Below are 13,607 nucleotides of genomic sequence, written 5' to 3'. Positions count from 1 at the left end.
CCGCTCGTCGGTAATCCCGCTCGTCGGCAATCCCGTTCGCTCAGAGCTCCACCGGCAGGGACTCCAAGCCTCTGATCACGAACCCGTCCTTGCGCTGCGGCTCCCCCGCGAGCCGCAGCGCAGGCGCCTGGCGCAGCAACTGGCCGAAGGAAGCGGTGAGTTCGAGGCGGGCGAGCGGCGCGCCCAGGCAGTAGTGGATCCCGGCACCGAGCGAGACATGCGGGTTCTCCGCACGGGTCAGGTCGAGCCGCTCGGGCTCCTCGAACACCGCCGGGTCGTGATTCGCGGACCCGAAGAGCAGCGCGACCTCCGATCCCCTCGGAATGCGAACCCCGCCCACCTCGATGTCCTCCAGGACCCAGCGCTCGAAGAGATGGAGCGGGGTGTCGAACCGCATGAGTTCTTCCACAGCTGTGGACAACTTTTCCGGAGCGGAGCGGTAAGCGGCCCTCAGCTCCTCGAGCTGCCCGGGGTTACGGAACAGGGCAAGCCAGCCGTTCCCGGTCGTATTGACCGTCGCCTCGTGCCCGGCGTTGAGCAGCAGCACGCACGTGGAGATCATCTCCTGCTCGCTGAGCCGCTCGTCCTCCTCATACGCGGCGATCAGCCCGGAGATCAGATCCTCCCCCGGCTCCTTCCTCCGCTCGGCGATCAACTCGCGCAGATACGCGGAGAACTCGACCGAGGCCGCGACCGCCTTCCGGGCCGTCTCCTCGGACGGCTTCAGCTCGTACATCCCGCAGATGTCCGCCGACCAGGGCCGCAGCAGCGCCCTGTCGCTCTCCGGGACACCGAGCATCTCGGCGATCACGGCCACGGGCAGCGGCTCGGCGAGCTCCGCGACGAGATCCCCGCCCCCGTTCGCCACGAGCCGCCCCACCAAATCACCGGCCAACTCCTCCACGTACGGCTGAAGTTGCTGCACCGTACGCGGCGTGAACGCCTTGGAGACCAGCCGCCGGATCCGGGTGTGCCGGGGCGCCTCCAGATCGAGCAGCCCGTTGTCATTGAGCGTGTGGAAGGGTTCGTGCGCGGCGGGCGGCGGAGTCCGCCCGAACTCCTCGTGCGAGTAGCGGTGCAGATACGTCCGCCCGAGCCGCCGGTCCCTGAGCAGCGCGGACACATCCGCGTGCCGCGGGATCAGCCACTGCCCCGACCCCTCGAACCACACCGCACGCCCCGCGGCGCGGAGTTCGGCGTACACGGGGTACGGATCGGCGGCGAAGGCCGGTGACTGCGGGGCGAAGGAACTGGGTGCGGACGGCGTCATACCGTGACCCTAGGCGGGCCGGTTCCGCACCACAGCCCCTTCGAGGGCCTCACTGTCGGGGCTACCCCGGCGTCACCAGCCGCGCCTCGTACGCGAACACCGCCGCCTGGGTCCGGTCGCGCAGGCCCAGCTTCACCAGGACCCGGGACACATGGGTCTTGATGGTCGACTCGGCGACCACCAAGTGCTCGGCGATCTCGTGGTTCGACAGGCCCTGGGCGATCAGGACCAGGACCTCCGTCTCGCGTTCGGTCAGCTCGCCGATCTGGGACTGGGACGCGGATTTCAGGCCCGATGAGCTGCCCAGTCTGGTGAACTCGACGATCAGGCGCTTCGTGACGGCCGGGGCGAGGAGGGCTTCGCCCTGCGCCACCACCCGTACCCCTTCGGCGAGTTGGCGGGCCGAGGCGTCCTTCAGGAGGAACCCCGACGCTCCCGCCCGCAGCGCCTCGTAGACGTACTCGTCGAGGTCGAAGGTCGTCAGGACCAGGACCTTCGTGTCGGCGTCGGAGGCGACGATCTCGCGGGTGGCCTCGATGCCGTTGAGCTCCGGCATACGGATGTCCATCAGGACGACGTCGGGGCGGAGTTCGGCGACGCGGGCGATGGCCTCGCGGCCGTTGACCGCCTCGCCGACCACCTCGATGTCGGGCATCGCGTTGAGAAGCACGGAGAAGCCTTCGCGGACCATCATCTGGTCGTCGACGATGACGACACGGATCGCGCTCATGCGCCCTCTCCCGTGGCGCTCTCGGGCGAGGCCTGCTCGACCGGCAGGAACACGCTCACCTCGTAGCCCCCGTCCGCGGTCTCGCCCGCCGTCATCGCACCGCTCAGCATCGCCACCCGCTCCCGCATGCCCGTGATGCCGTGTCCGGCGCCGGGCGACGCCTTGATCAGACCCGTCGCGGGGCCGTTGACCACACGGATCCCCAACCCGCCCAGTACATAGGACACTTCGACCTTCGCCGAGGCGCCCGGTGCGTGCCGCAGGGTGTTGCTCAGGGCCTCCTGCACGATCCGGTACGCGGAGAGCTCGACGCCCGGCGGCAGTTCGCGCACCGAGCCGGTGATGGTCCGGCCCACCCGCAGGCCCGCTTCGCGGACGTTGGCGAGCAGCCCTTCGAGGTCGGCCAGCGTCGGCTGCGGCGCGTCCGGCGCCTCGTAGTCCTCCGCCCGTACGACACCGAGCACGCGGCGCAGTTCGGTGAGCGCGGCCACCGCGTTCTCGCGGATGGTCGCGAAGGCCTGCTCCAGTTCGGGCGGCGGGTTCTCGACGCGGTACGGGGCGGCCTCGGCCTGGATGGCGACGACGCTCATGTGGTGCGCGACCACGTCGTGCAGCTCGCGGGCGATGTTGGTGCGCTCTTCGAGACGGGTCCGCTTGGAGCGCTCGGCCAGGGTGTCCTCTTCCTTGGCGGCCACTTCGGCCTCCTTCACGGCGACTTCCTGGCGGGCGGAGTTCCAGCCGCCGAGGGAGACGGCCGCGGCGAGGGCGAAGGCGGAGAGGATCACCATGGCGACCAGGGCGTCGTCCCCGTTGCCCTCGTATCCGACGACCATGGCGCCGAAGGCCGCGGTGATCAGCCACATCTCGGCCGCCACGCGAGGGCGGCTGCGCAGGGCGACCTGGGTCATGACGACCAGGTGGCCGAGGAAGCCGGCGGCGGTCCACGGGAAGGCGCCGTCGTAGGTGACGCCGCCGATGGCCACGCCGAACACGCTGATCGCCATGGACAGCCAGAAGGCCGCGATGGGCCGGGTCAGTGTGAGAAGGACCGGCAGGGCTCCGGCGAAGCCTTGGAGCAGACCCACGAAGTCGTCGCCCGACGAGCCGCCGTCCGCGAGCCCGAGCAGGAAGACCAGTACGGCCGCCAGAACGACCGAAGCATGCGGCAGCCACCGCCCCCGGTCACGGAAACGCGCAGGTATCCGCTTGAGGAACCGGTGGTCGGCCGGCAGCGGGGGCAGCGGGCGGAACGCGAACGCGCCGCTGAACAGGTCGGCACGCAGGGCGCCGAGGCCGCCGCGGATCATGCGGGCCTCGGTGGGGGCGCCGTGCGTCTGCGCGGCCTGGGTCTTCTCTGCTCTCTCGGTCACGCTGATGACGGTATGCGGCGCGGCCTGCGGCGTCGTCACCTGCGAGCCGGATCCTTCGGGGTCCGCCTCAAGGACTACGCGTACGGGAAAGGGTCCACGGACACGCGTACGGGAAAGGGCCCGCGGACACACGCACGGGACAGGACGCACGCGCACGCGTAAGGGAAAGGGCGCCCCACCTCGCAGAACCGAGGGAGGCGCCCTTGACCCGTGGCGCATCGGACGGCGGCCGGATCAGGCGGCCGCCGGGGCCACCGCGGCCTGCTCGCCGACCACGCGACGGCCCTTCGAGAACATCATCGCCCCCGGGTTGGCCACACCCCAGGCCGCACCCTTGCAGATGAGCTCCTTGTAGCGGGCCGCCATGCGGCCGGTGAGCACCCGCTCCTTGGCGGTGTCGTCGGCGTGCACGAACTGGATCAGGCCTTCCTTGCGGCCCAGCGAGACGCACTGCTGGAAGTAGTGCAGCGGCATCTTGGGCTGCTTGAGACCGGTCAGGTCCGCGGTGATCGCGTCCGCCGCCTGCCAGGCCATCGGGGTGCCGGTGGCGCAGGACATCCGCAGCGGCTTGCCCGCGTCGCCCATCGCGTAGCCGGCGTCGCCCACGGCGTACACGTCCGGGTGCGAGACCGAGCGCATCATGCCGTCGACCACGATCTGGCCGCCTTCGGTGACCTGCAGACCGCTGGCCTCGGCGATCGGGTGGGTGGCGAAGCCGGTGGTCCACACCGTGACGTCGGCCGCGATGGCCTCGCCGTCCGCCGTCTTCACCTGGTCCTCCGCCACGGCGATGACGGAGGTGTTCTCGTACGTGGTGATGCCGAGCCTGTCGACGACCTTGCGCAGGTGCGCGGCGCCCTTGCGGCTCAGCCAGTCGCCGAGCTCGCCGCGGGCGGCGAGCGCCACGTCGAGGTGCGGGTGGGTCTCGGCGATCTCGGTGACGGCCTCGACACCGGTGAGTCCGCCGCCGACGACCAGGACCTTCCCGCCGGGAGCGAGAGATTCGAGGCGGGCGCGAAGCCGCAGCGCACCGGCCCGGCTGGCGATCTCGTCGGCGTGCTCGACGGCGCCCTGGACACCGTGGTCGTTCCAGCGGCTGCCGAGCGCGTAGACGAGGGTGTCGTAGGCGAGCTCCTCCTCGCCGGCGGTGGAGACGACCCGCACGCTCTTGCGGTCCACATCGACGGCGGCCACCTTCGCGAGCTTCAGCTCCATGCCGGTGCCCTCGAACATCGCGTCGAAGGGCCGGTGCTTCAGGTCCTGTCCGACGGCGAGCTGGTGGTTGCGGACCCGCTCGACGAAGTCCGGCTCGTCGTTGACGAGGGTGACGGTGACGTCGTCGCGGTGCAGCCGCTTGACCAGGCGGCCCGCGGCGGCGGTCCCGGCGTAGCCGGCGCCGAGGACGAGGATGCGGTGCTTGCGGGTGCTTCCAGCAGTCATGTTCCTGCTCCTGTCTAGCGCGGCGGGGGCCGCTTCCGGATCCGCTCTTTCGCGGTTACGCCCCTTGAACCGGGCAGCTCCGGGATTCCTGACAGGTGCGGGATGTGACCTGCGTCACACCTTCTTCATGCGGCTACCAGTCGGCCAGGACCAGCGGTTCTCCGTGCTCGGCCGAGGCCCAGACCTGCGTGGCGCGCTCCAGCTTGTCCGGGTTGACCTGGGTGCGGACCGCGACGATGCCGTCCTCGCCGCGCTCCAGGCACATGACGCCGAAGACCCGGCCGTCGACCGTGATGACCAGGGCCGGAGAGCCGTTGGCCGTGGTCGCGTAGGCCTCGGGGGTGCCGCCGCCGAGCATGCGGCGCTTGCTCTCGGCCGGCTTGAACATCCCGCGCAGGAACTTGGCCACCGCGATCGCGCCCTCGAACGGGGTCGCCTTCGCCGGGATCTTCCCGCCGCCGTCACCGATCGCGATCGCGTCGGAGGTCAGCAGCTTCACCAGCGGCTCGGTCTGCCCGCTGGTCGCGGCCGCCAGGAACTCCTCGACGATCCGCTTGGCCGCCGCCTCGTCGATCTCCGTACGGGCCTTGCCGTCTGTTCTGTCTGCGAGGCGCTTCTTTGCCCGGCTGAAGATCTGCTGGCTGGACGCCTCGCTGATGTCCAGGATCTCGGCGATCTCGCGATGCCCGTACGCGAAGGCCTCCTTCAGGACGTACACCGCACGCTCGTTGGGCGTGAGCCGCTCCATCAGGGTCAGCACGGCGTACGAGACCGACTCACGCTGCTCGGCCGTGTCGGCGGGGCCGAGCATCGGGTCGCCTTCGAGGAGCGGCTCGGGCAGCCACTGGCCCACGTACGTCTCGCGCCGGGCGCGGGCCGAAGTCAGCTGATTGAGGCAGAGGTTGGTGAGCACCTTCGTGAGCCAGGCCTCGGGGACCTCGATCCGCTCGACGTCGGCCGCCTGCCAGCGCAGATACGTCTCCTGTACGAGGTCCTCGGCCTCGGCCGCCGAGCCCAGCATCCGGTAGGCGATGGCCTCCAGGCGGGGGCGCGCGGCCTCGAATCGGTCCACGTCGGTCAGCGTCAGCGGCATGCGCCGATCGTAACCGCCCGATGGGAACACCAGTCGGGTGATCTCATCGGCTGGATCGTCCGCCGAGCGATCTCCTCGCCTAGAACGCCAGTTGGGCGATCTCCTCCGCGACGACCGCGCAGGCGTCGGCGGCGGGGTCGATGGGCGGGAAGTGCCCGACGCCTTCGAGCAGCGTGAGCCCGACGACCTCACCCGCCTTCGCGGCGGCATCGGCGTACGCCTCGGCGACCGTGTACGGGACGTCGGCGTCGTCCCGGCCCTGCACGAGGACGGTGGCGATGCCGGTGGGCAGCAGAGCGGCGGGGTCGGTGTGCGCGGCCCGCTCCTCGAACCTGGCGTCCCCGCCGAGCAGTTGGACCACCGCATCGTTGCAGACCTTCAGCTCGCGCGAGAGCGCGAAGTCGGCGATGGGAGCGAGGGCGACGACACCGCGCAGATGCGTGGGATACGGGGCGTGCCACGGGGAGTCCTCGGGCAGGACATGCCGCGACGCGGCCCAGAGCGCGAGCTGACCGCCGGCGGAGTGGCCGGTGAGGACGGTGCGCCGCGGGTCGGCCCCCGGAAGGTGCTCCTTCACGAGTGCGGGCAGGGCGTCGAGGGCGGCGGCCACGTCGTCGAAGGTGTCCGGCCACCGGCCCGCGACGGGACCGGTCCCGCCCTGCGCGGGGATAGAACTTCCCCTGCGGTACTCGACGTTGGCGACGGCGAAGCCCTGGCGGGCGAGGAAGCCCGCGAAGGGGGTGAGGTGCCTGCGGTCGTATGGGGCCCGCCAGGCACCGCCGTGCAGGATGACGACGAGGGGGACGCCGGACGGCCCCTGGCGGCCCTTCGGTGCGTAGAAGTCGACGACTTGGTCGGGGTGGTCGCCGTATGCGGCGGTGGCGTCCGGCTCCACCGGTGGGTGCGAGAACGCCGAGTGTTCTTCTTCGGCTGCTCTCTTGGCGGTGTCGTCGGACATGTCCGGCCTTTCGGTGGCGATGCGGTGTGCGGTGCTGGCGGGTTCGGGGTGGTGCGGGTGGCTTGATTTTTCCCCCTCCCCGCCCCTTCCCGAAACCGGGGGGGCTCCGCCCCCCGGGCCCCCGCATCCGCACTTCGTGCGGATCTGCTCAAACGCCGCAGGGGCTGGAAGTGGGCTGAAATGTTCAGCGCTCGCGCAGACCCGACCGTTCCGCCGCCGCGTGCAAGGAGCGCAGCGCGAGCAGCAGGACGCCGATGTCGTCCAGGTAGACCGGATCCGGGAGCAGGTCCACCGGGGAGATCACGTAGATCAGGGCGCCCCAGAAGGCGAGCGTGTTCTCCACGGGGACGCCCGCCCTGCGCAGCACCCGCCTGGCGCGCACAAGCCGGACGAGCAGCACGACGGCGAAGCCCGCCACCACGGCGAGGACGACTGCCGCGAGCAGTACAAGCACCCAGGCCTGATCACTCATGGGGACCACCTTCCGTTTCCCCCGGTCAGGCAGGAGTACCCCGAAACGCTCTCCGTCTCCCACCCCAAGCGGGAGACTGAGAGCGGGAGAGTCAGAGCACCTCGGCCAGCACCCTGGCCGCCCGCTCCACATCGGCGAAGCCCAGATAGAGCGGTGTGAAGCCGAAGCGGAGGACGTCCGGGGCACGGAAGTCGCCGACCACGCCACGGCGGATCAGCTCCTCCATCACCGCGGACGCGTCGGCGCACCGCAGCGCGACCTGGCTGCCGCGCGCGGCATGGTCGAGCGGCGTCAAGACGGTCACGCGGCCCGCGGGCACGTACGCCTGGACGCACTCCAGGAAGAAGTCCGTCAGGGCGAGGGACTTGGCGCGGACGGCCTCGACCGACACCCCGTCCCACACGCCGAGCGCCGCTTCGAGGGCGGCCATGGACAGGATGTCCGGCGTGCCGACCCGTCCGCGGCGCGCGCCGTCCACCGGGACGAACTCGGGGCGCATGCCGAAGGGTTCGACGTGGGAGTTCCAGCCGGGCAGCGGGGAGTCGAAGGCGGCCTGGTGGCGTGCGGCCACGTACAGGTAGGCGGGCGCACCCGGGCCGCCGTTCAGGAACTTGTACGTGCAGCCGACCGCGAGGTCGACCCCGTGCGCGTCGAGCCCGACCGGCAGCGCACCCGCGCTGTGGCACAGGTCCCAGACCACCAGGGCGCCCGCGGCCTGCACCGCGGCGGTCAGCGCGGGCAGATCGTGCAGGCGTCCGGAGCGGTAGTCCACGTGGTTGATGAGCACGGCCGCCGTGCGCGGCCCCACGGCGTCGGCGAGCGAGTCCATCGGTACGGGCCGCACCGTGCAGCCCGTCATCCGCGCCGCCGACGTGGCGATGTAGCCGTCCGTCGGGAAGGTCCCCTCGTCGACGAGGATCTCGTCGCGTCCCTCGCCCGCGAGCCGTACGGCACCGACAACCGCCTTGAAAACGTTGACGCTTGTGGAGTCGCCGACGACGATCTGGCCGGGCGCCGCACCCACGAGCGGTGCGATCAGATCGCCGATCCGCTCGGGCGCCTCCCACCAGCCGGACTCGGTCCAGGACCGGATCCGCAGCTGCCCCCACTCGCGCGCCACGACATCGGCGACATGCGCGGGTACGGCCGTCGGCAGCGCGCCCAGCGAATTGCCGTCCAGGTAGACCCCCGCGGCGTCAGCCGCATGATCGGACGCAGCGTCGAGGACGAACTGCTCGCGCAACTTGGCCAGTTCGTCGGCCGCGTCCAGTTCGCCGGCCCGTATCGCGAGATCAGACATAGGACCGCGCCGTCCACAGCTCGGGGAAGACGTTCTTGCGCGCCCGCTTCTCCAGCCAGGCGACACCCGCGGAGCCGCCGGTGCCGGTCTTCGAGCCCATGGCGCGCCGCGTCGCGACCAGATGGTCGTTGCGCCATCGCCACACCAGCTCGCCGACATCCGTCAACGCCTCGCCGAGCCGCACCAGTTCACTGTCCTGGTCGCCGCGGTAGACCTCGGCCCAGACCGCCTCGATCTCGGCCGAGGGCTCGTACTTCTGGGAGAGATCACGCGAGAGGACCTCGTCCGGTACGGCGTAACCGCGGCGCGCGAGCAGGCGCAGCACCTCGTCGTACAGGGAGGGCTCGTGCAGGGCCTTCTCCAGCTCCCTGTGCACCCGGGGTGCGCCGCGGTGCGGCACCAGCATCGAGGCCGACTTCTCGCCGAGCAGGAACTCCATCCGCCGGTACATCGCCGACTGGAAGCCGCTGCCCTCGCCGAGCGCGGCACGGTAGGAGTTGAACTGCGCGGGGGTCAGGCCGGCGAGCGGCGTCCAGGAGGCGTTCAGCGCCTCCAGCTCCCGTACGGAACGCTTCAGGGCGTCCTTCGCGACGGTGAGATCGTCCTCGCGCAGGGCGCGGGCCGCGGTCTCCCATTCGTGGACGATCACCGTGAACCAGAGTTCCATGACCTGGGTGGTCACCAGGAAGACCATTTCCCCGGGGTCGTCCGAGAGGGTCTTCTGCAGGTGGGTGAGGACGTCGGCCTGCACGTAGTCCTCGTACGGCGTGGTGCCGGCGAAGTCGAGATGCGGGGTCTCCGGGGTCTCCGGATTCGGGGTGCCCGCCTCTGCGGTCTCGTGGGACATCACTGTCTCCTCGGTACTTCGGGTAGCGGTCCGCCCCTGCCGATGCCGGCACGGGGGCCCCGGTCCCCACCCCGCATCCTCCGCAATCCTCCCCCGTATCGGCAAGGCCTGCCTGGTCACAGGGCTCTCGCCACCCTCAGGGGCCAGGCCTGACCAGCACGGACCAGCCCTTGTCGTGCGCACCGGGCACGGAGTGCCGCGGCCAGTCGCGGGCCCAGCGGGGCGGTTCGTGGTCGAGGAGGACGTAGGCGTCGGGCTGCCGTCCCTTGGTGGGCTGACAGCCCGCGGTGTACGCGAGGGGCACGCGGCTGGCATGGCTGCCGAGCGTGCAAGGGGTGCGCACCCCCTGGTCGTGCAGGACCCGCGCGACCCGTTCCCAGTCCAGGCGGCCCTGCTCCTGGATGCGTCCGTGCCCGTACGCGAGAAGTACCTGCCCCAGGACATGGGCCGTGAGGACGGCGGCCGCGAGGAGTCCCGCCGCCCGCGGGACGAAGCGCCCTCTCGTACGGGACCGGGAACGGCGCACCGCGTCCCGGAGGCAGAGCAGGCCGAGCGCGGCGGGCGGCGCGAGCAGCGCGTAGGAGGGGAAGAGGAAGCGGGGGGCCGCGTAGGGGACGAGGAAGAAGTAGGGGGCCGCGGTACAGCCCGCGGTGATCACCGCGAGACGGACGGCGCGCCGGGCGCCGGACGCCGTGTCGTCCGTGGCCGCGCCGGGCGCCGGACGGCCCGCCGCCCACACGCCGAGCGCGGCCAGGGGTATGAGCAGCAGCCACAGCGACACCCCCTGCCAGGTCACCGCGTCCGCATCGCACGGGCGGCACAGGAGCCGCCCGTCGAGGGCCGCGACATGCCACGGCAGGGCGAACACCGGACGCAGGCCGCCTTGGACCTCGCTCGCCTCGGAGAGCCGGTGGGCCACCGAACCGAAGCGCAGCTCGGCCTCGACGATCCATGGCAGCAGCCCGGCCGCCACACCGCCCATGACCGCTGCGGCCGTGGCGCGGCTGCGCCAGGCGGGGACCACGACCAGGGCGGCGAACAGCGGAAGGGCCGCCCAGGCGCCGTCGTTGGGGCGCATCAGCGTCGCCATGGCGAGGCCCGTGACGATGCCCGCGTACGAGAGCGGGGTACGGGTCCGGTGGGCTGGTGCCGCGTCAGGCAACGTTCGCCCGCCAAGGAGCGGCGTCTGGTGCGTGCTCTCGGCGTGCCGGCCGGAAGTCCTCGTACTGGACGTACTTGGGCTTTCGGCCGGTGCGGCGAGAGTGCGTGCCGGGCGTCGCGACGGGGCGAACGTTGCCTGACGCGGCACCAGGCAGCCGACGGCGGCGAGGGTGCCCATGGCCGTGTAGTGGTTGGGCATGGCCTGGGCCGCATAGAACAGCACCGACCAGATGCTGGTGTAGCAGGCCGCGGCGACCACCACCGCGTTCGGCCGCAGGATCCGCAGCCACGGCAGGAAGCCGAGGTACAGGGCGGCCGGCCACAGCAGGGTCAGCCACAGCCTCAGGAGCACGACGGAGTCGCTCCACAGGGCGACCGGGGCGAGGAGCAGCGGGACACCCCGGGTGCGCGGCGCGCTGAACTCGACGTCGAGGCCGTCGGCGTACGACGGGAAACGCGTGGCGTAGACGAGCTCGTCCCAGCCGAGGGGCATCGCCCACGGCAGCAGCAGCGTCGAAACGAGCGCCCCGGCAGCGGCAACCGCGGCCAGTGCGCGCCGCGGATGGTCGCCGAGCGCGGCGGACAGGCGTCCGAGCAGGACAGGTTTGCGCACCTGTGTGCGGTGTATCGGCATGCGGCTACCCCCGTAGCTTCCCCCGCGCCGCATCAAATCACTCGAATGGCCGGGGTGGCAGACTGGCCCGCATGGAGACGCACAAGAACCTGCTCGGCGGCCCGGCCCCCACCCAGCTGCCGGAGAACGAGGCGGCCAAGGCCATGGTCGGCTCGTCGACCCCGGCCGAGGTGGCGGCCGCGCACCCCACCTACTCGCTGGCCTGGGCCCTGCTCGCGGAGGACGCTTTCGCGGGCGGCCGCGTGATCGAGTCGTACGCGTACGCGCGCACCGGCTACCACCGCGGTCTGGACGCGCTGCGCCGCTCCGGCTGGAAGGGGCACGGCCCGGTGCCGTGGAGCCACGAGGCCAACCGCGGCTTCCTGCGCTGCCTGGCCGCGCTGGCCCGCGCCGCGGGCGAGATCGACGAGAAGGAAGAGCACGAGCGCTGCTGGCAGTTCCTGCGCGACAGCAGCGACGAGGCTTACGCCCAGCTCAAGGGCTGAGCGAAGCGGAGGGCCGGGCACATCGCCCGGCCCTCTTCCGTCCGATGCTCGGCTCAGTCGTTGGCGGGCCCGTAGTGCAGGACGCCGTCACGCGGCAGCAGATATCCCATACCGCGCTTCTGCGGCATCTCGCCGGCGAGGGAGGCTGCGTCCTCGGCCAGCCCGGAGACCATCCAGCCGACGATGCCCAGGCTGAACGGCGCCTCCTCGAAGGCCTTGGCCGCGATACCGGCAAGCCAGTCGTCGACGACCGCGGACCGGAAGAACGGCCGGCCGCCCCAGTACGAGATGCCCGCTTTGTCCAGTGCTCCCGTGGGGACGTAGAAGTCCAGCCAGTCGCTGCCGGCGTCGCCACCCCGGATGACGTCGCAGCCGCACACCGCCAACTGCCCTGTCGGCAAGCGGATCTGACCGAGCAGCTGACCGTACTCGGCCAGCGAGGCCACCGTGCACGGCACCTCCTCCTGCTCGTACGGCTCGCAGTCGCGCCGCCCGTAACACCCCTGCACCTGCGCTGCCGACCACAGCGCACTCAGGAGAGCCTGCAGCTCGGCGTCACCGGTGGAACCGGTCTCGATGCCCAGCTCGTAGCCATCGCCCCAGTTGGTCAGGTCGCGGAAGGAAGCGGGATTCGCCATGCCCCGATCATCCAAGGGGAACCCGGTCCCGAGCACCTCGATTCGGGTGCGGGCGCCTCAGAGCCGCGCAACCGCCCGCACCAGCGCGTCCACCCCCGCCTCCGCCTTGGCGCGCGGGCAGCCCACGTTGAGGCGGACGAAGCCCGGTGCACCGTAGGAGCCGCCAGGCATGATCGCGGCCTTTTCGCGCTCGATCAGCTCGCGCTGCAAGGGCTCGTCCTCGTGGATGCCGAGCGGGCGGAGGTCGATCCAGGCCAGGTAACCCGCCTGCGGGGGCTGCCAGTCGAGGCCCGTACCCGCGAGGCGCTCGGCGACCAGCTCCAGATTGCCCGCCACATACGCCCGCAGCGCATCGAGCCAGGCCCCGCCCTCACGGTACGCGGCGATATGCCCCACCAGGGACAGGACCGCGGGCGAGGAGAGACCGTCCGCGTCCTTCAAGCGGCGCAGATACGCGGCATGCGACGCGGGGTCGCCGATGATGGCGTAACTGCCGGTCAGAGCAGGGATGTTGAAGGACTTGGACGCGGACGTGACGACCGCCCAGCGCCCGCTGCCGACCCGTGCCCAGGGCGTGTGCGGCCGGTGCGCGAGGTCCGCGTGGATCTCGTCGCTGATGACCGCGACATCGTGCCGGGCGCACAGCGCGGCCATGCGCTCCAGTTCGTCCTCGGTCCACACCCGCCCGGTCGGATTGTGCGGCGAGCAGAGCAGCAGCACCGAGGTGTCGGGCAGCGCGAGCAGCCGCTCGAACTCCGCCCAGTCGTCGAGCCCGCAGCCCCGCATCTCCCGCCCGTGCGCGGCGATCAGCCGCGGGAAGGCGTCGTACGCGGGGGTGTGCACGACCACGCCGTCACCGGGCGCGGACCACAGGTCGATCAGTGCACCGGCCTGGTAGAGCACGGCCGGTGCGTACGCGATCGACGCGGGGTCGACCTCGGTCGCGTACCGCTTGCCGAACCAGTCCACGACCGCGGACAGGAAGTCCTCGTGCCGCCAGCGCGAGTACCCGAGCACCCCGTGCTCCAGACGCCCGCGCAGGGCGGCGAGCACCTCGGGCGGCGCCTCGAAGTCCATGTCCGAGATGGTGAAGGGCAGCAGATCGGCCACGCCGAACCGGTCCTCCACGTAGTCCCACTGCGTGCACCACGTGCCGCGGCGGTCGACAACGCGGTCGAAGTCGTACGCCTGCGCGTCATGTGAGGTCAT

General features: G+C 71.4%; 13 protein-coding genes. 1 reads left to right on the top strand and 12 read right to left on the bottom strand.

Going from position 1 to position 13,607, the window contains the following annotated elements:
- Positions 1-40: 40 nt before the first annotated feature.
- The 10 genes from H9Y04_RS18485 to H9Y04_RS18440 all read right to left on the bottom strand — a co-directional run bounded on the left by H9Y04_RS18485 (position 41) and on the right by H9Y04_RS18440 (position 11,254).
- Positions 41-1,270 carry a cytochrome P450 gene (locus tag H9Y04_RS18485; protein WP_187814966.1) on the bottom strand — a complete coding sequence of 410 codons (1,230 nt, stop codon included), beginning with the start codon at positions 1,268-1,270 and terminating at the stop codon, positions 41-43.
- Between the two features lie 61 nt (positions 1,271-1,331).
- The gene (locus tag H9Y04_RS18480; RefSeq protein WP_187814965.1) at positions 1,332-2,000 is read right to left on the bottom strand and encodes a response regulator; all 669 of its coding nucleotides are present in this window, start codon (positions 1,998-2,000) and stop codon (positions 1,332-1,334) included.
- Complete coding sequence (locus H9Y04_RS18475) at positions 1,997-3,370, bottom strand: histidine kinase (RefSeq protein WP_438818118.1); 1,374 nt, start codon at positions 3,368-3,370, stop codon at positions 1,997-1,999. The genes H9Y04_RS18480 and H9Y04_RS18475 overlap by 4 nt, the downstream gene beginning before the upstream one ends.
- A gap of 234 nt (positions 3,371-3,604) precedes the next feature.
- Positions 3,605-4,810: an NAD(P)/FAD-dependent oxidoreductase gene (locus H9Y04_RS18470; RefSeq protein ID WP_187814964.1), complete on the bottom strand. Its 1,206-nt coding sequence runs from the start codon at positions 4,808-4,810 to the stop codon at positions 3,605-3,607.
- A 133-nt stretch (positions 4,811-4,943) separates the two neighbouring features.
- Positions 4,944-5,903, bottom strand: coding sequence for an RNA polymerase sigma factor SigJ (gene sigJ / locus H9Y04_RS18465; protein ID WP_187814963.1), 960 nt, complete (start codon positions 5,901-5,903; stop codon positions 4,944-4,946).
- A 79-nt stretch (positions 5,904-5,982) separates the two neighbouring features.
- Entirely contained in the window at positions 5,983-6,861 is an 879-nt protein-coding gene (locus H9Y04_RS18460; protein ID WP_187814962.1) for an alpha/beta hydrolase, read from the bottom strand.
- A 184-nt stretch (positions 6,862-7,045) separates the two neighbouring features.
- Positions 7,046-7,333, bottom strand: a complete 288-nt coding sequence (locus tag H9Y04_RS18455) for a YkvA family protein (RefSeq protein ID WP_187814961.1) — start codon at positions 7,331-7,333, stop codon at positions 7,046-7,048.
- Between the two features lie 91 nt (positions 7,334-7,424).
- The gene (gene kynU, locus H9Y04_RS18450; protein WP_187814960.1) at positions 7,425-8,633 is read right to left on the bottom strand and encodes a kynureninase; all 1,209 of its coding nucleotides are present in this window, start codon (positions 8,631-8,633) and stop codon (positions 7,425-7,427) included.
- Entirely contained in the window at positions 8,626-9,480 is an 855-nt protein-coding gene (locus H9Y04_RS18445; RefSeq protein WP_187814959.1) for a tryptophan 2,3-dioxygenase family protein, read from the bottom strand. Before H9Y04_RS18445 ends, kynU begins: the two co-directional genes overlap by 8 nt.
- A gap of 136 nt (positions 9,481-9,616) precedes the next feature.
- Positions 9,617-11,254 carry a hypothetical protein gene (locus tag H9Y04_RS18440; protein ID WP_214661312.1) on the bottom strand — a complete coding sequence of 546 codons (1,638 nt, stop codon included), beginning with the start codon at positions 11,252-11,254 and terminating at the stop codon, positions 9,617-9,619.
- Positions 11,255-11,346: 92 nt separating this feature from the next.
- Between H9Y04_RS18440 and H9Y04_RS18435 the strand changes: the two genes are divergently transcribed.
- The gene (locus tag H9Y04_RS18435) at positions 11,347-11,760 is read left to right on the top strand and encodes a DUF3151 domain-containing protein (RefSeq protein ID WP_187814957.1); all 414 of its coding nucleotides are present in this window, start codon (positions 11,347-11,349) and stop codon (positions 11,758-11,760) included.
- Positions 11,761-11,813: 53 nt separating this feature from the next.
- Here H9Y04_RS18435 and H9Y04_RS18430 read toward each other — a convergent pair whose 3' ends face one another.
- Together H9Y04_RS18430 and H9Y04_RS18425 are read right to left on the bottom strand one after the other, a co-directional pair.
- Complete coding sequence (locus H9Y04_RS18430) at positions 11,814-12,398, bottom strand: hypothetical protein (protein WP_214661311.1); 585 nt, start codon at positions 12,396-12,398, stop codon at positions 11,814-11,816.
- A gap of 57 nt (positions 12,399-12,455) precedes the next feature.
- A complete protein-coding gene (locus H9Y04_RS18425; protein WP_187814956.1) occupies positions 12,456-13,607 on the bottom strand; it encodes a MalY/PatB family protein in 1,152 nt (383 codons plus the stop codon).

This window comes from Streptomyces polyasparticus (genome assembly GCF_014493765.1).
GTDB lineage: Bacteria > Actinomycetota > Actinomycetes > Streptomycetales > Streptomycetaceae > Streptomyces > Streptomyces polyasparticus.
This window is presented reverse-complemented; position numbering and strand designations above follow the sequence as displayed.

Excerpts from the sequence above, each read along its gene's own strand:
- H9Y04_RS18485 (WP_187814966.1), bottom strand. The coding sequence starts at position 1,270 with ATGACGCCGTCCGCACCCAGTTCCTTCGCCCCGCAGTCACCGGCCTTC.
- H9Y04_RS18480 (WP_187814965.1), bottom strand. The coding sequence starts at position 2,000 with ATGAGCGCGATCCGTGTCGTCATCGTCGACGACCAGATGATGGTCCGC.
- H9Y04_RS18470 (WP_187814964.1), bottom strand. The coding sequence starts at position 4,810 with ATGACTGCTGGAAGCACCCGCAAGCACCGCATCCTCGTCCTCGGCGCC.
- sigJ (WP_187814963.1), bottom strand. The coding sequence starts at position 5,903 with ATGCCGCTGACGCTGACCGACGTGGACCGATTCGAGGCCGCGCGCCCC.
- H9Y04_RS18460 (WP_187814962.1), bottom strand. The coding sequence starts at position 6,861 with ATGTCCGACGACACCGCCAAGAGAGCAGCCGAAGAAGAACACTCGGCG.
- H9Y04_RS18455 (WP_187814961.1), bottom strand. The coding sequence starts at position 7,333 with ATGAGTGATCAGGCCTGGGTGCTTGTACTGCTCGCGGCAGTCGTCCTC.
- kynU (WP_187814960.1), bottom strand. The coding sequence starts at position 8,633 with ATGTCTGATCTCGCGATACGGGCCGGCGAACTGGACGCGGCCGACGAA.
- H9Y04_RS18445 (WP_187814959.1), bottom strand. The coding sequence starts at position 9,480 with ATGTCCCACGAGACCGCAGAGGCGGGCACCCCGAATCCGGAGACCCCG.
- H9Y04_RS18435 (WP_187814957.1), top strand. The coding sequence starts at position 11,347 with ATGGAGACGCACAAGAACCTGCTCGGCGGCCCGGCCCCCACCCAGCTG.
- H9Y04_RS18430 (WP_214661311.1), bottom strand. The coding sequence starts at position 12,398 with ATGGCGAATCCCGCTTCCTTCCGCGACCTGACCAACTGGGGCGATGGC.
- H9Y04_RS18425 (WP_187814956.1), bottom strand. The coding sequence starts at position 13,607 with ATGACCTCACATGACGCGCAGGCGTACGACTTCGACCGCGTTGTCGAC.